This window comes from Streptomyces sp. NPDC001508 (assembly GCF_040298665.1).
Taxonomy (GTDB): Bacteria; Actinomycetota; Actinomycetes; order Streptomycetales; family Streptomycetaceae; genus Streptomyces.
Genome location: NZ_JBEPAP010000002.1, coordinates 53,934 through 76,251, shown reverse-complemented (window position 1 = coordinate 76,251; position 22,318 = coordinate 53,934). Strand labels below are relative to the sequence as shown.

The 22,318-nt window shown below is 70.6% G+C and carries 15 protein-coding genes and 2 pseudogenes; 6 read left to right on the top strand and 11 right to left on the bottom strand.

The genetic code is table 11. The features are described 5' to 3' along the window. The first annotated feature begins 109 nt into the window (after positions 1 to 109). The 3 genes from ABT245_RS02540 (at position 110) to ABT245_RS02530 (ending at position 5,084) form a co-directional block, all read left to right on the top strand. Complete coding sequence (locus ABT245_RS02540) at positions 110 to 1,420, top strand: HRDC domain-containing protein (protein WP_351727860.1); 1,311 nt, start codon at positions 110 to 112, stop codon at positions 1,418 to 1,420. A 320-nt stretch (positions 1,421 to 1,740) separates the two neighbouring features. Further along, the gene (locus ABT245_RS02535; RefSeq protein ID WP_351727858.1) at positions 1,741 to 2,958 is read left to right on the top strand and encodes a thiolase family protein; all 1,218 of its coding nucleotides are present in this window, start codon (positions 1,741 to 1,743) and stop codon (positions 2,956 to 2,958) included. Further along, on the top strand, positions 2,955 to 5,084 hold the full coding sequence (locus ABT245_RS02530) for a 3-hydroxyacyl-CoA dehydrogenase NAD-binding domain-containing protein (protein ID WP_351727857.1): 2,130 nt from the start codon (positions 2,955 to 2,957) through the stop codon (positions 5,082 to 5,084). Before ABT245_RS02535 ends, ABT245_RS02530 begins: the two co-directional genes overlap by 4 nt. 299 nt (positions 5,085 to 5,383) lie before the next feature. Here the strand turns inward: ABT245_RS02530 and ABT245_RS02525 are convergent, their stop codons facing one another. Next, positions 5,384 to 6,400: a PLL family lectin gene (locus ABT245_RS02525; RefSeq protein ID WP_351727855.1), complete on the bottom strand. Its 1,017-nt coding sequence runs from the start codon at positions 6,398 to 6,400 to the stop codon at positions 5,384 to 5,386. Between the two features lie 417 nt (positions 6,401 to 6,817). Between ABT245_RS02525 and ABT245_RS02520 the strand changes: the two genes are divergently transcribed. After that, complete coding sequence (locus tag ABT245_RS02520; RefSeq protein ID WP_351727854.1) at positions 6,818 to 7,189, top strand: PIN domain-containing protein; 372 nt, start codon at positions 6,818 to 6,820, stop codon at positions 7,187 to 7,189. Between the two features lie 56 nt (positions 7,190 to 7,245). Here the strand turns inward: ABT245_RS02520 and ABT245_RS02515 are convergent, their stop codons facing one another. From ABT245_RS02515 to ABT245_RS02485, 7 genes are all read right to left on the bottom strand, one after another. After that, complete coding sequence (locus ABT245_RS02515; protein ID WP_351727852.1) at positions 7,246 to 8,694, bottom strand: ArnT family glycosyltransferase; 1,449 nt, start codon at positions 8,692 to 8,694, stop codon at positions 7,246 to 7,248. Positions 8,695 to 8,784: 90 nt separating this feature from the next. Further along, positions 8,785 to 10,299: an amino acid permease gene (locus ABT245_RS02510; RefSeq protein WP_351727851.1), complete on the bottom strand. Its 1,515-nt coding sequence runs from the start codon at positions 10,297 to 10,299 to the stop codon at positions 8,785 to 8,787. 135 nt (positions 10,300 to 10,434) lie between these two features. Further along, positions 10,435 to 12,363, bottom strand: coding sequence for a 1-deoxy-D-xylulose-5-phosphate synthase (dxs, locus tag ABT245_RS02505; RefSeq protein ID WP_351728218.1), 1,929 nt, complete (start codon positions 12,361 to 12,363; stop codon positions 10,435 to 10,437). 461 nt (positions 12,364 to 12,824) lie between these two features. Continuing rightward, on the bottom strand, positions 12,825 to 14,120 hold the full coding sequence (locus tag ABT245_RS02500; RefSeq protein WP_351727849.1) for a sugar ABC transporter permease: 1,296 nt from the start codon (positions 14,118 to 14,120) through the stop codon (positions 12,825 to 12,827). Beyond that, on the bottom strand, positions 14,117 to 14,908 hold the full coding sequence (locus ABT245_RS02495) for an ATP-binding cassette domain-containing protein (RefSeq protein ID WP_351727848.1): 792 nt from the start codon (positions 14,906 to 14,908) through the stop codon (positions 14,117 to 14,119). Before ABT245_RS02495 ends, ABT245_RS02500 begins: the two co-directional genes overlap by 4 nt. A 182-nt stretch (positions 14,909 to 15,090) precedes the next feature. Continuing rightward, positions 15,091 to 16,194, bottom strand: coding sequence for a substrate-binding domain-containing protein (locus ABT245_RS02490; RefSeq protein WP_351728216.1), 1,104 nt, complete (start codon positions 16,192 to 16,194; stop codon positions 15,091 to 15,093). Positions 16,195 to 16,327: 133 nt separating this feature from the next. Next, positions 16,328 to 17,527, bottom strand: coding sequence for an ROK family transcriptional regulator (locus ABT245_RS02485; protein WP_351727846.1), 1,200 nt, complete (start codon positions 17,525 to 17,527; stop codon positions 16,328 to 16,330). Positions 17,528 to 17,769: 242 nt separating this feature from the next. Here ABT245_RS02485 and ABT245_RS02480 point away from each other — a divergent pair. Together ABT245_RS02480 and ABT245_RS02475 are read left to right on the top strand one after the other, a co-directional pair. Continuing rightward, positions 17,770 to 18,138: pseudogene (locus tag ABT245_RS02480) on the top strand (hypothetical protein); the annotation flags it as partial. 31 nt (positions 18,139 to 18,169) lie between these two features. Further along, positions 18,170 to 18,727: pseudogene (locus tag ABT245_RS02475) on the top strand (phosphatase PAP2 family protein); the annotation flags it as partial. A gap of 157 nt (positions 18,728 to 18,884) precedes the next feature. Here the strand turns inward: ABT245_RS02475 and ABT245_RS02470 are convergent. From ABT245_RS02470 to ngcE, 3 genes are all read right to left on the bottom strand, one after another. Continuing rightward, positions 18,885 to 19,808 (bottom strand): carbohydrate ABC transporter permease, encoded by a 924-nt coding sequence (locus ABT245_RS02470; RefSeq protein WP_351727844.1) that lies wholly within the window; start codon positions 19,806 to 19,808, stop codon positions 18,885 to 18,887. Positions 19,809 to 19,812: 4 nt separating this feature from the next. Then, positions 19,813 to 20,739 carry a carbohydrate ABC transporter permease gene (locus ABT245_RS02465; protein WP_351727843.1) on the bottom strand — a complete coding sequence of 309 codons (927 nt, stop codon included), beginning with the start codon at positions 20,737 to 20,739 and terminating at the stop codon, positions 19,813 to 19,815. 81 nt (positions 20,740 to 20,820) lie between these two features. Beyond that, complete coding sequence (gene ngcE / locus ABT245_RS02460) at positions 20,821 to 22,272, bottom strand: N-acetylglucosamine/diacetylchitobiose ABC transporter substrate-binding protein (RefSeq protein ID WP_351727842.1); 1,452 nt, start codon at positions 22,270 to 22,272, stop codon at positions 20,821 to 20,823. Between the last annotated feature and the right edge of the window lie 46 nt (positions 22,273 to 22,318).

Below are 22,318 nucleotides of genomic sequence, written 5' to 3'. Positions count from 1 at the left end.
TGTGGGTTCCTTGGGCTCCCACCCGCCGTTATTTTTTTCCGCCCCCCCGGCGCCCGCCCCCGCACGGGCCCGCCGCGGGGCGCCTTCGATACACGGATACCCTTGACAGGTGACCGACGCCCAAGAGACCGCAGCAGACATGCCACTGCGCACCACCGGAGAGACCCCTCCGGACGACGGCGGATCTACTGCGGCGGGGGCGCCGATCCCTTTGCTCGAACCGCGTGAGGGCGTTCCTCCCGTGATCGCCGACGAGTCGGCGCTGGCCGCGACGGTCGCCGCGTTCGCCGCGGGCTCCGGCCCCGTCGCCGTCGACGCCGAGCGCGCCTCCGGCTACCGCTACGGCCAGCGGGCCTATCTGGTGCAGCTGCGCCGCGCGGGCGCGGGGACCGCGCTGATCGACCCGGTCGCCTGCCCCGACCTGTCCGGGCTCGGCGAGGCGCTGGCCGGCGCCGAGTGGGTGCTGCACGCCGCCACCCAGGACCTGCCGTGCCTGCGTGACATAGGCATGGTGCCCAGCCGCCTGTTCGACACGGAGCTGGCCGGCCGGCTCGCCGGGTTCCCGCGGGTCGGACTCGGCGCGATGGTCGAGGGCGTCCTCGGCTTCGTCCTGGAGAAGGGCCACTCGGCCGTCGACTGGTCGACCCGGCCGCTGCCCGATCCGTGGCTGCGCTACGCCGCCCTGGATGTGGAACTGCTCGTCGACCTGCGTGACGCGCTGGAGAAGGAGCTGGACCGGCAGGGCAAGCTGGACTGGGCGCTGCAGGAGTTCGCCGCGATCGCCTCGGCGCCGCCGCCCGAGCCCCGTAAGGAGCCCTGGCGGCGCACGTCCGGCATGCACAAGGTGCGGCGCCGGCGCCAGCTCGCCGTGGTGCGCGAGCTGTGGCAGACGCGGGACCGGATCGCCCAGCGGCGGGACGTCTCGCCGGGCAAGGTACTCAGCGACGCGGCCATCGTGGAGGCGGCGCTCGCCCTGCCGGGCACCGTGCACGCGCTCGCGGCACTGAACGGATTCGGCCATCGGACCGGGCGGCGCCAGCTGGAGCAGTGGCAGGCCGCGGTGGACCGGGCCAGGGCGCTGGCCGAGGTCGCGCTGCCGCAGCCGGGGCAGCCGGTCACCGGGCCGCCCCCGCCGCGGGCCTGGGCCGACAAGGACCCGGCCGCCGCCGCCCGGCTGTCCGCAGCCCGCGCCGCGGTCTCGGCACTGGCCGAACGGCTCGGACTGCCGCAGGAGAACCTGATCGCACCGGACACCGTGCGGCGGCTGTGCTGGGAGCCGCCCAAGCCCGCCGGCGAGGACTCCGTGGCCGCGGTCCTCGCCGGGTACGGGGCGAGACCGTGGCAGATCGAGCAGGTGACTCCCGCGCTCGTGGCCGCGCTCTCGGCCGGAGCGGCGGAGACCGGCCAGGGCCCCTCCTAGGGCCGCCCTAGCCGCCGGGTGCGGCTCGTCCGGTCGCGCCCCGGGGACGCCGGGAAGGCCGGGAAGGCCGGGAGCGGCGGGAGTGCCCAGAAGGCCGGGAGTGCCAGGAGCGGCGGGAATGCCAGGAACGCCGGGAACAGGGACGTCGAGATCGCGCCAAGATCCTGGGGCGGAACGGTCCATGGCGCCGCCGAACGTGTGACCTTCACCGCTGTAGCCTGCGGGACTGGGCAGTCACGTTACTGATAAGTAGCATGGGCTCTGAGCGCACGCTCAGCGTCGCGCGGCAGTGCCATCCCGCACCCTGGAGGAGAGCCATCGTGCCTCGTACCGTCAGGGACGTCGTCTTCGTCGACGGCGTCCGCACCCCGTTCGGCAAGGCGGGTCCGAAGGGCATCTACCACGAGACCCGCGCCGACGACCTCGTCGTCAAGGCGATCCGGGAGCTGCTGCGCCGCAACCCCGGTCTGGACCCGAAGCGGATCGACGACGTCGCCATCGCCGCGACCACGCAGATCGGCGACCAGGGGCTGACCCTGGGCCGTACGGCCGGCATCCTCGCCGGTCTCCCCCAGTCCGTGCCCGGCTACTCGATCGACCGGATGTGCGCCGGCGCGCTGACCGCCGTCACCACCACCGCCGGTTCGATCGCCTTCGGCGCGTACGACGCCGTCATCGCCGGCGGTGTGGAGCACATGGGCCGCCACCCGATGGGCGAGGGCGTGGACCCGAACCCGCGCTTCGTCTCCGAGAAGCTGGTCGACGAGTCCGCCCTGTTCATGGGCATGACCGCGGAGAACCTGCACGACCGTTTCCCGCACCTGACCAAGCGGCGCGCCGACGCGTACGCGGTGCGCTCGCAGGAAAAGGCCGCCAAGGCGTACGCCAACGGCCGGATCCAGCAGGACCTGGTGCCGATCTCGGTGCGCCGCACCACCCCGGACGCAGGCGAGACCGGCTGGGGTCTGGTCACCGCCGACGAGCCGATGCGCCCCGGCACCACGCTGGAGAACCTGGCGAGCCTGAAGACTCCGTTCCGGGTGCACGGCCGGGTCACCGCCGGCAACGCGGCCGGACTGAACGACGGCGCCACCGCCTCGATCATCGCCGCGGAGGACTTCGCCCGCGAGCACGATCTGCCGGTCAGGATGCGCCTGGTCTCCTACGCCTTCGTGGGCGTCGAGCCGGAGGTCATGGGCTACGGCCCGATCCCGGCCACCGAGAAGGCCCTCGCCAAGGCGGGCCTGTCCATCTCCGACATCGGCCTGTTCGAGATCAACGAGGCCTTCGCCGTCCAGGTCCTGGCCTTCCTCGACCACTACGGCATCGCGGACGACGACGAGCGCGTCAACCAGTACGGCGGCGCCATCGCCTTCGGCCACCCGCTGGCCTCCTCCGGCGTCCGGCTGATGACGCAGCTGGCCCGCCAGTTCGAGGAGCAGCCGCACGTCCGCTACGGCCTGACCACCATGTGCGTCGGCTTCGGCATGGGCGCCACCGTCGTCTGGGAGAACCCGCACTTCGAGGGGGACAAGTGAGCACCACCGCGGATCTGTTGAAGGGTGCGGCCGAGCTGTTCCCCGACGAGGTCGTCACGCAGGCGCACGTGCGCCACCTCGACCTGCCGTCCGGCGCCGGCCGTTTCGCGCTGATCACGCTGGACAACGGCCTGGACCACACCAGGCCGACCACCTTCGGCCCGGCCTCTCTGGCGAACCTGAACACCGCGATCGACCAGGTCGGCAAGGAGGCCGCGGACGGCGAGATCGTCGGCGTCGGCATCACCGGCAAGCCGTTCGTCTTCGCGGTCGGCGCCGACCTCAAGGGCATCGAGCTGCTGACCAGGCACGAGGACGCGCTCGCCATCGGCAGGGGCGGCCATGAGGTGTTCAAGCGCCTCGCCCACCTCGCGGTGCCGACCTTCGCCTACTACAACGGAGCCGCCATGGGCGGCGGCGTCGAGGTCGGCCTGCACTGCTCCTACCGCACGGTGTCCCAGGCCCTGCCCGCCTTCTCGCTGCCCGAGGTGTTCCTGGGCCTCGTGCCGGGCTGGGGCGGCTGCACCCTGCTGCCGAACCTGATCGGCGCCGACAAGGCGGTCTCGGTCATCATCGAGAACAGCCTCAACCAGAACAAGCAGCTGAAGGGCCGGCAGGTCTTCGACCTGGGCATCGCCGACGCGATCTTCGAGGGCGCCGACTTCCTGGAGCGGTCTCTGGTCTGGACGGCCCAGGTGATCAAGGGCGATATCGAGGTGGAGCGCCCGGTGATCGACCGCGGCGACGCCTGGGACCAGGCCGTCGCCAGGGGCCGCTTCCTCGCCGAGGGCAAGGTGCACGGCGCGGCGCCGGCCGCCTACCGCGCCCTCGACATCATCGCCGCCGCCAAGAACGGCGACCTCCAGGAGGGCTTCGACGCCGAGGACCGGGCGCTCGCCGACCTGATCATGGGCGGCGAACTGCGGGCCGGTATCTACGCGTTCAACCTGGTGCAAAAGCGCGGCAAGCGCCCGGCGGGCGCCCCCGACAAGAGCCTGGCCCGTCCGGTCACCAAGGTCGGTGTCGTGGGCGCCGGACTGATGGCCTCGCAGCTCGCCCTGCTCTTCCTGCGCCGTCTCGAAGTGCCCGTCGTGCTCACGGACATCGACCAGGAGCGCGTCGACAAGGGCGTGGGCTACGTCCACGGCGAGATCGACAAGCTGCTCGGCAAGGGCCGCATCGACGAGGACAAGGCCAACCGGCTCAAGGCGCTGGTCACCGGAGTCCTGGACAAGGCGGCGGGCTTCGCGGACGCCGACTTCGTCATCGAGGCGGTGTTCGAGGAGATCGGCGTCAAGCAGCAGGTGTTCGCGGAGGTCGAGGCGGTCGCCCCGGAGCACGCCGTCCTCGCCACCAACACCTCCTCGCTGTCCGTCACGGAGATGGCGTCGAAGCTGAAGCACCCCGAACGGGTCGTGGGCTTCCACTTCTTCAACCCGGTCGCGGTCCTGCCGCTGCTGGAGATCGTGCGCGGCGAGCGGACGGACGACGCGTCGCTGGCGACCGCCTTTGCCGTGGCCAAGAAGCTGAAGAAGACCGCGGTCCTGGTCAAGGACGCCCCGGCGTTCGTCGTCAACCGCATCCTCACCCGCTTCATGGGTGAGATCCTGAACGTCATCGACGCGGGCACGCCGGTCGAGGTCGCGGAGAAGGCGGTGGAGCCGCTGGGGCTGCCGATGTCGCCGCTCGTCCTCCTGGAGCTGGTCGGCCCGGCGATCGGCCTGCATGTCGCGGAGACCCTCAACAAGGCGTTCCCGGACCGCTTCACGGTCTCCGCGAACCTCGCGGCCGTCGTCAAGGCCGGCAAGCGCGGCTTCTACGTCCACGACAGCGGCAAGCCGGAGCTGGACCCCGAGGTCGCCGCGCTCCTGAAGCAGGGCGATGTCGTGCTGACGGAGGATCAGGTGCGGGCCCGGGTGCTGGACGCGGTGGCGCAGGAGATCGGGCTCATGCTCGACGAGGGCGTCGTCGCCGAGGCCCAGGACATCGACCTCTGCCTCATCACGGGTGCCGGCTGGCCCTTCCACCTGGGCGGCATCACGCCGTACCTGGACCGCGAGGGCGTCTCCGAGCGCGTCAACGGCAAGCGGTTCCTGGCACCGGGCGTGGCAAGCGTCCCGGCGTAGCGGAACGCCCGGCCGTTCCGGGTGCCCGCACCCCCGCCCGGGGTGCGGGCACCCGCCGTTCCGCCACACGCCCGCCGCCACCGCACCGCCCGTACCCAGGGCGTGTACCGAAAGTCCCGTCTGGCCCGCGGCGTCTGGCACGGCACTCACCCAGCCTTCGGCCGGGAGGTGCCCCCACGCCGCGTTGTCGGGATCATCCGCGTACGCCCAGTACGCGGACGACCCTCCGCCTTGCGATGCACCGCACCAGACGCCGCGGGCCCCGCCCTCCGGGCGGACACGCTACTTTCGAAACACGCCTAGACGCCCCGCCACGCCTCAAGGGCGAGGCCCGGTTCGGCCTTGCGACGGGTCAGCAGCAGCCGCCCGGTGGACGGGGACAACGTCGCCGCACTCAGCCTGCCCCGTTCGTCCGTCGCGAGGGACACCGCGGCGTCCGCCGGCAGGTGCGGACCGGACTCGGTCCACCAGGCGCCCGCCGACTCCTGCTCCGTCGGATAGGCGGCGAAGGCGATGCGGCCACCGGCCGAGCGCTGGGCCATCAAGGTGCAGTCATGGCCGTCGAGTTCACAGCGGACCGCGCGGACCGGGCCCGGACCGGCGGACGGCAGGACGGCGACGGGCGTGCCGCCGGGGCGCCAGGCGCACAGCCGGCCGGAGTCGTCCGTGTAGAAGAGGGTCGTGGCGTCGGGCGACGTGGCGAGGGCGTACAGCGTGCCCGGCCGGACCGGCGTCCGCATCGCCTCCTCCAGGGCGGGCCGGGAGCCCGGCTCCTCCTGGCGCCAGTGCAGAATGCCGCCGGGCACCGCCGCGTACAGTTCGACGCGGCCCGACTCCCCGGTCACGGCCGCCGGTTCATCCTGGACGTCTCGGCCCTTGAGGTCCTGCCAGGGGCCCCAGCCGCCCTTCTCCTTCTGGGCGAGCAGGCTCACGCCGCCGCCCTTGTTGCGGACGAAGACATGGGCACGGCCCTGCGCGTCGACGGCGACCGCGGGCGTTCCGGTGCGGGGGCCCTTCTTGTTCGGGTGACCGATCGGGTTCCAGTCCAGGGCGGCGAGGTGCGGGCGGAAGTGGGTGGAGTGCACCAGCCCCGACTCACCCTTGGCCGTGGGGCGCCAGGAGACCAGGTGGGCGTAGCCCTCGCGGCCCTGTCCCACGGCGAGGACGGGGTGCAGCTTCTGGTCGCCGCCCACCTTGCGCGGGGCGCCCCACGGCCCGTCCGGTCCGCGTTCCGCCCGGCACAGGACGGCGTCGTCCGACAGCAGGTACACACTGAGCCGACCGTCTCGGCCACGTATCAGCCAATCGCCGTTCACCACCTCACTCTAAGCCGCCCTCCCCCGGTCACCCGGGTCACCCCCGCCCCGCTCACCGCCGTTGCCCGCGGCGGAATAACCCCGCACGGCGGCCATGGCCCGGCACCGGCGAGGCACCGCCGCCCCTCGTCGCTCATGCCGCGTACGACGGCGCGGCACCCGTCGGTGGCCGAGCCCCGGGGACCGCGCGACGGGGCCCTGTGGTGTCCGCGCGGAGTGGCAAGCCCGCTCGTCACCCGGCTGTCAACCGGCTGACCGGTCGATGCGCGGGCCCGCGCGGCTGAGGCCGACGGGCGAACCCGTCGGCGTCGCCCGGGCCGACGGCGCCCCCGCGCGCGCCGGCCGGGCCGGATCGCGGTGCGCGGCGCCCCGAGGGGCAGGCGCGTACGGGTCAGGGGGCCGTGGGATCCTGACAGTATGGACGTGGAGTCTCCGGTGCTCGTGGTCGTCGACGGGGCGAACGTGGTCGGGTCGGTGCCCGATGGGTGGTGGCGGGACCGCAAGGGCGCCGCCGAGCGGCTGCGGGACCGGCTGGCCGCCGACGGGCTGCCGGGCCGTCCGGCCCCCGTGGAACTCGTGCTCGTCGTGGAGGGCGCCGCGCGCGACGTGGAGTCGGTGCCCGGGGTGCGGGTGGAAGCGGCGGCGGGCAGCGGCGACGACCGGGTGGTGGAACTCGTCGCCGGGTATCCGCACCGCCCCCGCCTTGTCATCACGGCCGACCGTGAACTGCGCCGCCGAGTCATGGAGTTGGGCGCGGAGGTGACCGGCCCACGCGCCGTACTGGGCTGAGCGGGCCCCGCGCGTCCTGAGGCAGGCCCCTTCACCGCGCCCGGCGCCGTCCCCGCTCAATCCCCCGTCACGCGCGCGTACAGCACCGCGCCGTCCACCTCGCCGACCTGTTCGTACTCGGTGGTCAGCAGGCGGTGCAGGCTGGGTACCCGGGCGGGGGTGTACGGCTTGCCGCGGGAGTCGTCGACGACCAGCGCGGGCGCGTGCGCGGCCAGTTCCGCCCGGAAGACCGGCCAGGCGCCCCGGACGGCGTACTTCTCGCCCACCTGGGGCCCGTTGCGGCCGCCGCTGTAGTTGGTGAGCAGTCCGGCGGTGAGATAGCGGCTGGCGGGCGTGCGCGCGGCGAGCCAGTACGTCTCCGGGTGTATGCCCCACACCAGGACCCGGTCGCCGGGCGCCGTGCGGTCGCCGACCGCGGCGGCGAGCCGCTGGGCGTGCCCGAGGTCGGCGCGTGGCGCAAGCCACCCCCAGGCCAGGAACAGCACGCAGCAGCAGACCGTGGCGCGGACCGCCGCCACCAGCCGCTCCCGCGGCAGGATCTGTAGCGCGGCCGTCGCCAACAGGGCGATCGCCGGCGTCAGTTGCAGGTAGTAGTGGCCGAAGAAGTGAAAGCCGACGGCGACCGCGGCGGCCGAGGAGCCAAGCCACAGCCACAGGTCCCTCGCGCCCGTGCGCGCCACCCGCAGCACCCGGACCACCGGCGGGATCAGCCCCGCGCAGGCCACCGCCAGGATCGCCGTGTTGGCCACGGCCCGGGCCAGCACATGCAGTTCGGAACCGGTGAAGGAGGCGTACGCGCCGGAACCGGTGACGGTCCAGAAGACGAAGCCCGCCGGGTCCGTGACGAGGGCCGCGCACAGCACCGGCGCCGCGGTCCCCGCCGACAGCCGCAGCACCCCGCCCGGTGGCGCGCCGCACCGGTGCAGCAGCCACGCCACCGGCACCAGCACCGCCCCGCCGGTCTGTTTGGCGAGGAAGGCGCAGGCCACCGCGGCGCCGGCCGCACCCCAGCGGCGCCGGTCCGCGCACCACATCGCGGCGGCGGTGCAGGGCAGTATGAACACCTCGAAGGTGGCGGCCTGCGCGTCCTCGGGATTGAGCCCGACGGAGACCAGCAGGTACAGCACCCCGGCGGTGCGGCCCGCGGTGTCGTCCCAGCGGCGCCGGGCCAGGGAGGCCAGCAGCAGCGCGGTGCACAGCTGCGCGAGGACCGCCAGTACCCGGACCGGGGTCAGCGAACCCGATCCGAAGACCGCGAACGCGCCCTCGTACAGCCAGGGCACGAGCGGCGGTTTGCGGTCCACGACCGTCTCGTACAGCAGCCCGCCGCGCGCCAGCATCCGCGCCTGTACGGCGAGATAGCCCTCGTCCGGGTTCCACAGCGGCCGGGCGAAGGACGGCGCCCGGGTGACGCAGGCGAGCGCCGCCAGCAGCGGCAGCAGCCGCGCCCAGTATGCCGTCCGTACGGTTGCGGACCGTGATGGGGCGAGCGGCGCGGCGAGCATGGTGAGCACGCTATCCGGCCCCGCACTCTCCATCGAAGCGGGACATACGGGACGGCGTCGGCGAGCCGGTCGATCACCGTGTGTTCCCGGTCATGCGCGTGTGCCCCGGGACGGGGGCGCCGCCGGGGCGTCCTCGCCGCGGGCCAGACGGCTGTGGGTGCGGCCGTACAGGAAGTAGACGATGAAGCCGAGCACCATCCAGACGGCGAACCGCAGCCAGGTCTCGGCGGGCAGGTTCAGCATCAGCCACAGGGTGGCGGCGACGGACAGCACGGGGATGACCGGCACCCACGGGGTGCGGAAGGCGCGGTGCAGATCCGGTCGGGTGTGGCGGAGGATGACCACGCCGACCGCGACGACGACGAACGCGAACAGTGTGCCGATGTTCACCAGCTCGGCGAGTTCACTGAGGCTGGTGAAGCCCGCGACGACGGCGATGACCACGCCGAGCAGGATGGTCGGCCGGTGCGGGGTGCGAAAGCGCGGGTGGACGCGGGAGAAGAAGCGCGGCAGCAGCCCGTCGCGGCTCATCGCGAAGAACACCCGGGTCTGGCCGAGCAGCAGGATCAAGCAGACCGTCGTCAGACCGACGGCGGCGCCGAAGCTGATGACCCCGGCGAACCACGGGTGCCCGGTGGCCTTGAAGGCGTCGGCGAGCGGGGCGTCGATGGAGAGCTGGCTGTAGTGCTGCATTCCGGTGACGACGACGGACACCGCCACGTACAGCACGGTGCACACGAACAGGGAGCCGAGGATGCCGCGCGGCATGTCCCGCTGCGGGTTCTTGGTCTCCTCGGCGGCGGTGGCGACGACGTCGAAGCCGATGAACGCGAAGAAGACGACGGAGGCGGCGGTGAAGATGCCCATCACCCCGAAGTTGGCGGGCGCCCAGCCCACCATCAGCTGGATCAGGGGCGCCTTGAGATCGCCGCCCGCGGCGACCGGCACCGGCTTCGGGATGAACGGCTTGTAGTTGCCGGCGTGGATGAAGAAGGCACCGGCGACGATCACCACGAGGACGACGGTCACCTTGATGGCCACGACGAGTCGGGTGACCCGGGCGGACAGCTTCATGCCGAGCACGAGGATGCCGGTGAGCACCAGGATCAGCGCGGCGGCGAGGATGTCGAAGCCGAAGCCGTGCGCCCCTTCCCGGCCGCCGAGATACGCCGGCAGATGCCAGCCCGCGTTGTCCAGCAGCGCCCGGATGTACCCGGCCCAGCCGACGGCGACCACCGCCGTGCCGAGCGCGAGCTCCAGGACCAGGTCCCAGCCGATGATCCAGGCGGGCAGCTCGCCCAGGGAGGCGTACGAGAAGGTGTACGCGGAGCCCGCCACCGGGAGGGTGGAGGCGAACTCGGCGTAGCAGAGCGCAGCGAGGGCGCAGACGACGCCGGCGGCGACGAAGGCCAGCGCGACCGCGGGTCCGGCGTTCTCCTTGGCCACCTTGCCGGTCAGCACGAAGATGCCGGTGCCGATGATGACGCCGACACCGAAGACCGTCAGGTCCAGCGCGGACAGGGACTTCTTGAGCGCGTGCTCTGGCTCCTCGGTGTCGCGGATGGACTGCTCGACCTTCTTCGTCCGGAAGACGGTGTTGCTCACGGCATACCTCCCACGCTCGGCATCCTCGACATGATCGAGAGGGGGCGTGGAACGTATGCCCCGCAACGGGCACATTCACGCAAACGGGCCGGTACCGCCACTCTTCACGGTGGCGGTACCGGCCCGGCCGGGTGCTCAGTCGCGGGCCGGCTCCACAGAGTCGACATCGGCCGTGGGCGCCTCGAAGCGGCCGTCCAGCCGGGCGACCAGCCCGGTGACCTGGCGGGCGATGTCGGGCGCGGTCAGCCCGATCTCGGCCAGGACCTCGGCGCGCGAGGCGTGGTCGAGGAAGCGCGGCGGGATACCGAAGTCGCGCAGCGGCATGTCGACGCCCGCGTCCCGCAGGGCCTGGGCGACGGCCGAGCCGACGCCGCCGACGCGGGAGTTGTCCTCGACGGTGACGACCACCCGGTGCCGTTCGGCGAGCGGCGCCATGGCCTCGTCCACGGGCTTGACCCAGCGCGGGTCGACGACGGTGGTGGAGATGCCCTGCTTGTCGAGCAGGCCGGCGATCTCCAGGCACATCGGCGCGAGCGCGCCGACGGAGACCAGCAGCACGTCCGGGGTGGCGGTGCCGGGCTCGCGCAGTACGTCCATGCCGCCGACGCGGCCCACGGCGGGTACGGCGGGGCCGACGGCGCCCTTGGAGAAGCGCACGACGGTCGGCGCGTCCTCGACCGCGACGGCCTCCCGCAGCTGGGCGCGCACCTGGTCGGCGTCGCGCGGGGCGGCGAGCCTGAGGCCGGGCACGACCTGGAGGATCGACATGTCCCACATGCCGTTGTGGGAGGCGCCGTCGCTGCCGGTGACCCCGGCCCGGTCCAGTACGAAGGTCACCCCGCACTTGTGCAGGGCCACATCCATCAGGACCTGGTCGAAGGCGCGGTTGAGGAAGGTGGCGTACACGGCGAAGACTGGGTGCACCCCGGCGTGCGCCAGGCCCGCCGCCGACACGGCGCCGTGCTGCTCGGCGATGCCGACGTCGTAGACCCGGTCCGGGAAGGCCTTGGCGAACTTCTCCAGGCCGACGGGCTGGAGCATGGCGGCGGTGATGGCGACGACGTCCTCGCGCTCCCGGCCCAGCTCGACCATCTCGTCGCCGAAGACCGAGGTCCAGTCGGCGCCGGAGCTGGCGATCGGCAGGCCGGTGTCGGGGTGGATCTTGCCGACGGCGTGGAAGCGGTCGGCCTCGTCCTGGAGGGCGGGCTGGTAGCCGCGCCCCTTCTCGGTGAGGCAGTGCACGATGACCGGGCCGCCGAACCGCTTCGCGCGGGACAGCGCGGACTCCAGCGCCTCGATGTCATGGCCGTCGATCGGGCCGACGTACTTCAGACCCAGGTCCTCGAACAGGCCCTGCGGCGCGATGAAGTCCTTGAGGCCCTTCTTGGCGCCGTGGAGCGTGTCGTACAGCGGCTTGCCGACGACCGGGGTACGCCCGAGGAGGTCCTTGGTGCGGGCCAGGAAACGCTCGTAGCCGTCCGTCGTGCGCAGCGTGGCGAGGTGGTTGGCGAGGCCGCCGATGGTCGGCGCGTACGACCGCTCGTTGTCGTTGACGACGATGACCAGCGGGCGGTCCTTGGCGGCGGCGATGTTGTTGAGGGCCTCCCAGGCCATGCCGCCGGTGAGCGCCCCGTCACCGATGACGGCGGCGACGTGGCTGTCGCGCCGCAGTTGCTGGTTGGCCTTGGCGATGCCGTCGGCCCAGCCGAGGACCGTGGAGGCGTGCGAGTTCTCGATGACGTCGTGCTCGGACTCGGCCTGCGAGGGGTAGCCGGACAGGCCGCCCTTCATCTTCAGCTTGGAGAAGTCCCGCCGTCCGGTGAGCAATTTGTGCACATATGACTGGTGGCCGGTGTCCCACAGGACCTTGTCCTTCGGGGACTCGAAGACCCGGTGCAGGGCGATGGTCAGCTCGACCACACCGAGGTTGGGCCCGAGGTGGCCGCCGGTCTTGGCGACCGCGTCCACGAGGAAGGTCCGGATCTCCTGCGCCAGCTGGTCCAGCTCCTCCAGGCTGAGCCGGTCCAGATCGCGCGGTCCCCTGATGCGGGTCAGCAGCGGCACCCGTGCCTCCTTGCAGTAGAGCTGATCGAGCATTACCGGGCCCACCGAGTCTAATGTTCCCCCCAGACCCACCCCCCAAGGGGCACGTACAACAGCCCCCGAAAGGGGCGCGAGGAACTGCGCGCCCAGCCACAACACACCCGCAGACAAACAACAACCCCGCGCGAACGCGACAGCACCGGCACCCCAAAACCACCCCCTACAGCCCCCCCAGGGGCGCCAGGAACTGCGCGCCGAGCCCCCACACACCCGCAGACAAACAACAACCCCGCGGAACACAACCGCACCCAGCACCCCAAAGCCAGCGGGCACAGCCACCCCCCAGGGGCGCGGGGAACTGCGCACCCAACCCCCCACACACCCGCAGACAAACAACAACCCCGCGCGAACACGACCGCACCCGGCACCCCAAAGGCACCGGGCACAGTCAGCACCGCACTACGGCCAAACCCAGCGGAGCGCTACGCGCGGCCAGCCGTCTTCTGCGTCTTGCGGGTGATGGAGTCGATGACCACGGTGGTCAGCAACACCGCCGCGGTGATCATGTACTTCACCGGCTCGGCGATGGACTCCAGCTGGAGCCCGTACTGGATCGACACGATGACCAGGACACCGAGCAGCGCGTTCCAGGTGCGCCCCCGCCCGCCGAAGAGGCTGGTCCCGCCGATGACGGCCGCGGCGATCGCGTTCATCAGCAGGTCGCCGGTGCCGGCGCTCTGGTTGGCCGAGGCGATCTTCGACGCCAGGAACAGACCGCCGATCGCCGCGAATCCGCCCGAGATGGCGAAGACGGAGATCCGCACCGCGGTGACGTTGATGCCCGCACGCCGGGACGCCTCCACGCTGCCGCCGAGGGCGAAGATCTTGCGGCCGTAGGCGGTGCGGCGCAGCAGGAAGTCCGTGCCGATCAGGAAGGCGAGGAAGATCACCGTGGCCAGCGGCAGGCCCTTGTACTGGTTGTACATGTACGCCGCGGCGAACGAGGCCACCGCGAGCAGCACCGTGCGCACCAGCGTGTCGCTGAGCGGCCGGGACGGGATGCCCGCGGCCTCGCGGCGGCGGTTGCTCAGGAACGAGGTGATGAAGAACACGGCGACCACGACGAGGGCAAGACCGTAGGCCGCGGCCACGTCGGAGAAGAAGTACGTGGTGAGCTTGCCGATCAGTCCGTCGCCGTCGAGGTTGATCGTGCCGTTCTCGCCCAGCACCTTCAGCATGAAGCCGAGCCAGAACAGCAGCCCGGCCAGGGTCACGGCGAACGCGGGGGCGCCGAGCACCGCGAAGAAGAAGCCGTGCGCCGCGCCGATCACGAGGCCCGCGGCGATGGCGGTGAGCACGGCCAGCCACTCGGGCCAGCCCTGGTTGACCGCGAGGACGGCCGCGAGGGCGCTGGCCGCGCCGCTGACCGAGCCGACCGACAGGTCGATCTCGCCGAGCAGCAGCACGAAGACGATGCCGACGGAGATCATGCCCGTGCCGACCATCGTGACGGTGATGTCGCTCAGGTTCTGCGCGGACAGGAAGTTGGAGTTCAGGCTCTGGAAGACGATGCAGATGACGATCAGGCCGATGACGACCGGGAGGGAGCCCAGTTCACCGGCCTTCATCTTGCGCCGGAACTCGCCGAGGTAGCCCGCCAGGCCCTGCTCGCGCACCAGGAGGCGCGGGTCGACCGCGGTGACCGCGGCGGCGGCCGCCTCGGGGTTCTCGACGGCGGTCTCGTCCTGCGGGATCGCGGAGGTCTTGTCGATGCTCACTGGGAAACCTCCCCGTTCGCGCGCGCCGCACGGCGGGTCACGGCGTTGTCGGTGGCGCCGGTGATGGCGGAGATGATCTCTTCCTGCGAGGTCGTCTTGACCTCGAAGACGCCGTTGTTGCGGCCCAGGCGCAGCACGGCGACCTTGTCCGCCACGGCCTTGACGTCGGCCATGTTGTGGCTGATGAGGACGACGGCGAGGCCGCGTTCGCGCAGCCGCTCCACCAGGTCGAGGACCTGGGCCGTCTGCTCGACGCCGAGGGCCGCGGTGGGCTCGTCGAGGATGACCAGTTTGGGCTCGCCGAGCATCGACCGGGCGATCGCCACGGTCTGGCGTTGACCGCCGGAGAGCGAGGCGATCGGGATGCGGACGCTGGGGATGCGGATCGAGAGGGTGGTGAGCAGCTCGCGGGAGCGGCGCTCCATCTCGACCTCGTCGAGGACGCCGCGCCGCTTCAGTTCGCGGCCCAGGAAGAGGTTGCCGACGACGTCGATGTTGTCGCACAGCGCCAGGTCCTGGTACACCGTCGCGATGCCCAGGCTCTGGGCGTCGTGCGGCCGGCTGATCTGGACGGGCCTGCCGTCCCATTCGATGACGCCTTCATCGATGGGGTGCACGCCGGCGATCGTCTTGACCAGCGTGGACTTTCCGGCGCCGTTGTCGCCGACCAGGGCGACCACCTCACCGGCATGGACCTCAAGCTCTACGTCGGTGAGCGCCTGAACGGCACCGAACCGCTTGGAGACCCCGCGCAACGCCAGCACGGGCGTAGCGGACACGTGAACCATCTCCTTCGCCGCCTGACCCGGCGGAAGGTTGTGCAGAAATTGGGGGGGAATTCCATCCGGCGCCCCGCGCCGAGCTTGCGGGGCTGACTGAGGCGCGGGACGCCGGTGGAGCCTGGAGCAGCCCTGTCCCGCACGGGGATTCAAGGGCGGATCACCGTGCTCGGGAAGGGACCTGGGACCGCTTACCTGAGGCCGATCTTGTCGCAGGCCGACTTGTACTTGGCCGTGCAGATCTCGGCGACGGTGTAGAAGCCGTCCTTGACGACCGTCTCGTTGATGTTGTCCGTGGTCAGGGAGACGACCGGGACCAGCACGGACGGGACGTCCTTCGCGCTGTCGCTGGAGACCTTGTCCTTGGCGATGGAGTCGAGGCTCTCGCCCTTGGCGACCGCGACCGCCATCTCGGCGGCGATCTGCGCCTCCTGAGGGTAGGACTTGAAGACGCTCATGTACTGCTCACCGGTGACGATCCGCTGTACCGCGGCGAGTTCGGCGTCCTGGCCGGTGACCGGCACGGAGACGCCGGCGGCCTTGAGGGCGGTGATGGCACCGCCGGCCATGCCGTCGTTGGCGGAGTAGACGCCCGCGATGTTCTTCGCGCCGATCGCCGAGATCGCCGTCTCCATCTCGGAGTTGGCGTTGTCCGGCGACCACTCCTTGGTGTCGTACTCCTTGGCGACGGTGACCTTGCCGTCGAGGACGGAGTGGGCGCCTTCCTTGAACTGCTTGGCGTTCGGGTCGGTGACCGAGCCGTTGATCATGACGACCTTGGAGGACTTGGTGGCCTTGCTGCCCAGGGCCTTCAGCAGGGCCTCGCCCTGGGTCTTGCCCACCTGCACGTTGTCGAACGAGGTGTAGGCGCTGATCGGGCCCTCGGCCAGACGGTCGTAGGCGACGACCTTGATGCCCGCGTCCACGGCCTTCTGGACCGAGTTCTGGATGGCCTTGGCGTCCACGGCGTCCAGGATGAGCACGTCCACCTTGTTGGTGATCATCGTGTCGACCTGCTGGGCCTGGAGGTTGGCGTCCTGGCGGGCGTTGTTGTACTGGATCTCCGCCTTGTTGTTCGTCAGTTCCTTGATCTTCTTCTCGATCTGCGGGCGGTCGAACTTCTCGTAGCGCGCGGTCTTGTTCTCCGGCAGCAGCAGGCCGACCTTGATGTCGTCGCCCTTCTTGACCGGCGACGACGAGGAAGAATCGTCGCCGCCCGAGTCCTTGGCACTACCACAGGCGGCAAGCGAAACGGCCATCGCACCAGCGGCCACGGCAACGGCGGCACGACGCATACGCGTGTTCACTTCAGAAACCTCCCTGACGAGGCCGCGTCGTTGCGGCCGAGGTGGCTGGCAGTCAACTCGGCCGCCCGTGGGACGTCAAGAAGTAAATCCTTAACGAGATGGCAACGGTGTCAGCCGTTTTCTAAGTGAAGGCGGGTGTAGCCGTCGACAAGGTGCCGTCCAAAAGGGTTGAATCCCCCATCTCGCTGAGCGCCAGGGCGAGCGCCCCGAGCACCTCGGCGCGCCCGCCGAGCGCGCCGGGAAGCACGGAGAGCTGACGCGCGGCGCTGGGGATGGCGTAGCGCCCGACCGACTCCCTGATGGGCCCGAGCACCAGCTCGCCGGCCTCGGCGAGGTCGCCGCCGAGCACCACCCGGTTGGGGTTCAGCAGGTTGCACAGGTTGGCCACCCCGCTGCCGATGTGGCGGCCCACGTCGGCGACCACCCGGCGGCAGCCCGGGTCGCCGTCCCGGGCCAGCCGTACGACGTCCTCCATGGTCAGGCCGGTGCCGTGGCTCGGCTGGAGCAGCGGGAGCACATAGCGCGCGGCCGTGAACGTCTCCAGGCAGCCGCGGTTGCCGCAGCGGCAGACCGGGCCGCCCTCGTCGAGCGTGATGTGCCCGATCTCGCCCGCGGTGCCGCCGGGGCCCCGGTAGATCTTGCCGTTGATCACCAGACCGGCGCCGACGCCGCTGGCGACCTTGATGTACGCCAGGTCTCGCACGCCCCGGCCGCTGCCCCAGACCAGCTCGCCGAGTGCGCCCAGGTTGGCGTCGTTGTCCACGTGCACCGGTACGCCGAGCCGCCCCCGCAGCTCCTCGGCCGGCCTGGTGCCGGACCAGCCCGGAAGGATGGCGGTGGAGCCCAGGGTGCCCGACTCGACGTCGATGGGGCCGGGCACGCCGACGCCCACACCCGCCACCTTGGACCGGTCGACGCCGGTCGCGTCGATCAGCCGGTTGACCAGTTGCTCGGCCCGGTCGAAGCCCTGCGTGGAGGAGGCGTCGACGTCCAGCGGCGCGGACTCCTCCGCCAGTACCTGGTGCGCGAGGTTCCCGATCGCGACGCGCAGATGGGTGTGGCCGAAATCCACGCCTATGACGATCCCGGCGTCTCCGCTCAGCGAGACGCTGCGGGCCCGCCTGCCGCCCGCCGACGTCGGTGTGACCTCGACGGTTCCGCCGTCCTTGAGTTCCCGCACGATATTGGAGACCGTCGCCGCGGACAGGCCGGTCGTCCGCGCGATCTCCGCCTGCGTGAGCGACCCGGCCAGTCGCACCGCCCGTACGACTCTTTCCAGGTTGGCTCGGTGCAGCGACGACTGCGACCCCGGAGTCTCCATCGACTCATCCACTCCCGCCATCGGCCGGGCGGCCCCTGCGCCACCCGTGGCCCAGGTCACATCCACGAACCGGGCCACTTACAAGTTATGAACTCCAAGCTCTTCTGTAGGGGTTGCCGCCGTCAAGTCCTTGACGTAAATCGCCGGCACTTGGTCGGTCGCGCCCCGGACATCCTCCGGGCATGCTCACGCCACCCCGGAGCAGGGCGGCGCCCCCATCGACCCCCTCCGCCGACCCGGTCTGCCGTCCTGGCCGGCTGCGGCGCCACCCGTACCGCTGGCCGGCCCCCCGTCGTGCTCGCCATGTCCGTCGCCGGGAGCCTGCACATCACCGCCGTCAGCCCGGCCTTCCAACGCGGCCTGTTCGCCCTCGAGGTCGCCGCGCTGATCGCCGCGTGGGTGGCGACGGCCGCCACCGGCGACCACCGATGGCTGATCCCCGTCGCGACGGTGGCCTTCATCCGTATCCAGGCGATCGTCGCCCAGCCGGACGGGTTCATGCAGTCCCTGCCGGACCTGGTGGTCCTCCCCCTCCTGTCCTGATCGCACCCCTCCCGGTCCTGGCGATCGCCGCCCAGCGCCGGCAGAGCCGGTCGCTCCACGAACAGTGACCTCTCTCCCCCGGGAAGAACAGAGAAGGCGATGACCCAGCAAGATCGCTCGGCCCTCTCCACGCACGGGCCGGACGGCCCCGGCGCGGCCCCGGAAGCGCCGGCCGGCCCCTGCCCCTCGCGGGCGACACGGTCGTGGACCCCGGCTCTGCTGTACTCCCTGGGGTTCCTGGCGGTCTACCTGCTCGCTGTCTGCACTCCGTTCGGGCAACGAACGGAGAACGCCTTGTTCGATCTCGGTGAAGACACCCGGAAGCATGCATGGATCTATCCCTGGTCGGGAGCTGCCTACGGCTCGACGCCCCTGCCACCGCTGGAATTGAGCCACATCAAAACCCTGGTCGTGGGCCTGGGTGTCATCGCGTTCGTGACCGTGGTGCGCAGGTGCTGGTGGCAGGGGTGCGCGGCGGTCGCGGTCGTCGTGGTCACGATCGGGAGCAAGGAAGTGCTCAAGGCCCTCCTGCCCCGCCCCGATCTGGTGGGCGCGCCCGAAACCCTCCTTGAGGGGAGCTTCCCCAGCGGGCACGCGGCCATCCCCGCCGCGCTGACCCTCGGCGTCATCCTCGTCGCGTCCCCCCGCATCCGCCCCTAACCGCGGCGCGCGAACCCCAGCCGGGCAAGCCCCGCCCTCACGGGCCGCCCCAGAGACCCGCACCGGGGCCGGGTGCGCACGGCGCCGCCGGCAGGGGCACGGCACGCCCCCGGGGCGGCTGGAATCGCCGTCCGGGGGTCGGGCTTCAGGTGCGCTACTTCAGCGCCCCGGCGGTCAGCCCCTGCACCACCTGGCGCTGGAAGACGATGTACGCCGCCAGCACCGGCAGCATCGCCATGACCAGGCCCGCGAAGAGGCCGGACCAGTCGCCCTTGTAGCCCTGGCTCGCGGCGAGTTGGACCAGGCCCTGGGTCAGGACACGCTTGTCCGGATCGGTGTTGAGCACCGTCGGGAGCATGTACTGGTTCCACTGGCCGAGGAAGTTGAAGATGCCCACGCTGATCAGGCCGGGCTTGGCCATGGGCAGCATGATCTGGAAGAACGTCCGGGAGTGGGACGCACCGTCCACGAAGGCCGCCTCCGCCACCGACGTCGGCAGCGTACGGAAGAACGCCGTCAGGAAGAACACCGTGAACGGCAGCGAGTACGCGATGTAGACCAGGATCAGGCCGTGGATGGTGTTCAGCAGCCCCATGTTGTTCACGACGTAGAACAGCGGGACCAGCGCTAGCATGATCGGGAAGCTCATGCCGCCGATGAACAGGTAGTAGATGAACCGGTTGCCGGGGAAGTCGAAGCGGGCGAGGACGTACGCCGCCATCGAGCCGAGGACCAGCGTGCCGATCAGTGAACCGCCCACCACCAGAACGGTGTTGAGAAAGTAGTCGCTCATGTTGGCCTGCGTCCAGGCCCGCGACCAGTTGTCGAAGTGCAGCTTGTCCGGCAGCGCCCACGGCGAGCTGAAGATCGAACGGTCGTCCTTGAAGGACGTCATCACCGCCCACAGCAGCGGCATGACCACCATGACGGCCCACAGGATCAGAAAGCCGTGCGAGAAGGCGTTGAGGACATGGCCCTCCTTCTTCCGCCCGGGCCGCCCGGCGGAGGGCACGTCCGCCTTGCCGACCGGCGCGCCGGACTCGGCCGGCGGGAGGGCGGGGGTCTCGGTCGTCTTCATATGCTCAGAACTCCAGCCGCTCGCGACGGCCCAGCCGCATCACGATCGCCGCGAAGGCGAGGGTGACGACGAGCAGGGCGACGCCGATGGTGGTGGCGTAGGCGGCCTGACCGTCCCGGAACGCCTTCTGGTACACGTACAGGACCATCACGGTCGTCGAGTAGTCGGGGCCGCCCGGCCCGGTCGTCATGATCTGCACGACCGCGAAGGACTCGGCGCCCAGCGCGAGGATGCCCATATAGACCCAGCCCGACTGCACGGTGTCCCACAGCAGCGGAAGGGTGATGCGGAAGAACGTGGTGAAGCCGCTCGCCCCGTCCAGCAGGGCCGCCTCGTACAGGTCGGCGGGGATCGACGCCATGCCCGCCGAGAACAGGACCACGAAGAAGCCGACCGTCGACCAGACGAGTACCGCCATCACGCACCACAGCGCGAGGTTCGGGTCGCCCAGCCACAGCGGCTGGACGCCGTCGAGACCGAGGCCGCGCAGCACCGAGTTGAGGGCGCCGCTGTCCGGGTTGTACGCGAAAGCGAACAGCAGCGCGACGATCGCGATGGACAGCACCTGGGGGAAGAAGTAGACGATCTTGTAGAAGGAGGAGCCGCGGACGCCGGAGACGACCGGTCCGCCCCTGCGGCGCCGGCCGCCCACATTGATCATGAAGGAGAAGAACAGCGCGAGGCTGATCGTCACCAGCGGGAGCAGGACCGCGAACAGCAGACTGTGCTGCAACGACTTCCAGAAGATCTCGTCGTCGAACATCCGCTGGTAGTTGTCGAAGCCCACCATCTTGAAGTCGGGGCTCAGCCCGGTCCAGTCCGTGAAGGAGTAGTAGATGGACTGGATGAAGGGCCATACGACGAAGAGCGCGTAGAGCCCGAGCGGCGCCGCCAGGAACCCCACGATGAACCGGTATTTACCGTGCTGCATTACTGCCGACCCCGATCTGTGCGCGGGCGCCGCCGGGGCCTGCCCGGCGGGTGCCGCCGGACAGGCCCCGGTGACGGATCGTCACTGGTGCTTGTAGTGCTTGATCGACGTGTCCTTGGCGGCCTCGTCGGCGAAGCCCTGGATCTTCTTGATGGCCTCGGCGGGGGTCATGCGGCCCGCCATCATCTCGCCGAGCCCGGACACCCCGATCTGCTCCTTCTGGAGCTTCACGTACCAGTCCTGGAGCCGCGGGTTGACCACGTTCTGGCCGGCCTTGTCCAGTGCGGCGACACCGGACTCGAGGCCCGGGGTCAGGGTGATTCCGGTGGTGCCGCCGTTGAACGCGGTCAGCGACTTCACCTTGGCGGTGAAGTTCTTCGAGGAGGCCTCGCTGAGCATGATGCGCAGCTGTTCCATGCCGCCCGCGCCGTTCTTCGCCTTGGCCGGAACGACGAAGGGCTCGCCGCCGGAGGCCCAGATCGTGCCGAACGGCATCTTGTCGGAGGAGTCGAGGCCGGTGGGCGCCGAGACGGCCAGGTCGAAGTCCTTCGGAATGACGTTCGCCGACTCGTTCTCCACCCAGGAGCCGTTCGGCAGGAACAGGGCCTTGCCCTGGGCCCAGGCGGTCTGCGACTGGATGTGGTCGAGGCCGGGGGTGCCCTTGAGGATGTAGCCCTTCTTGTACAGCTCGTGGTAGGCCTCGAAACAGGCTTTGACCGCCGGGTGCTTCCAGGCGTTCGGTTCGAGGTTGTCGATCGCGTCGAGCACTTCCCGGCCGCCCACCTTGCCGATCATCGGGTAGAGCGAGAAGGGGATGTAGTACGGGTACTTGCCCGCGTAGGTCCAGCCCGCCATGCCCTTCTTCTTGGCCTTCTCGCAGACCGCGAGCATCTGGTCCCAGGTCTCGGGGTACTGCTCGTCGAGCGTGTCCAGGGCCTTTTGCGAGTACCAGACGCCGTACACCGTGTAGGCGTAGTAGAAGATCCAGACCGGGTCGCCGTCGAACTGGCCCATCTCGACGATGCCGGGACGCAGCGTGTCGCGGACCTTCTTGGCCGGGTCGTCGTAGGAGGGGGCGTCGAGCAGCGGGGTGAGGTCGGCGAGCTGGTTCTTGCCGACCAGGACGCCCATGTCCATCTGCTCGGCGCCCGAGTTGTCGATGAGGTCCGGCGGATTGCCCTGGTTGAAGCGCGGCTGGAGCGTCGACTGGATCTTCTGGGTGGCGGAGAACTTCACCGTGGCCTTCGGGAAGTCCTTTTCGTAGATCTTCACCGCGTCCTCGGCGTACTCCTTGCCGAAGCCGCCGTCGAACAGGACGAATTCCATCTGCGCGGTGTCGTTGACGGCGAGCGGGTTCTTCGCCGACTTCTTGCCCGCTTTCGCCTTGTCCTGGCTGTCGCCACCGCTGCTCGCGCAGGCGGACAGGAAGCCCGCCGTGGGAAGGGTGAGCAGACCGAGTGCGGCGGACCGCCTGATGAGGTCGCGGCGGCCTACGCCACCGTCACCGTGGTTCGCTGCGGAAGTGGATCCCATGCTCAAGTCCTCGCCTTCTCCAGGACTCAGGCGGTGAACCGGATCC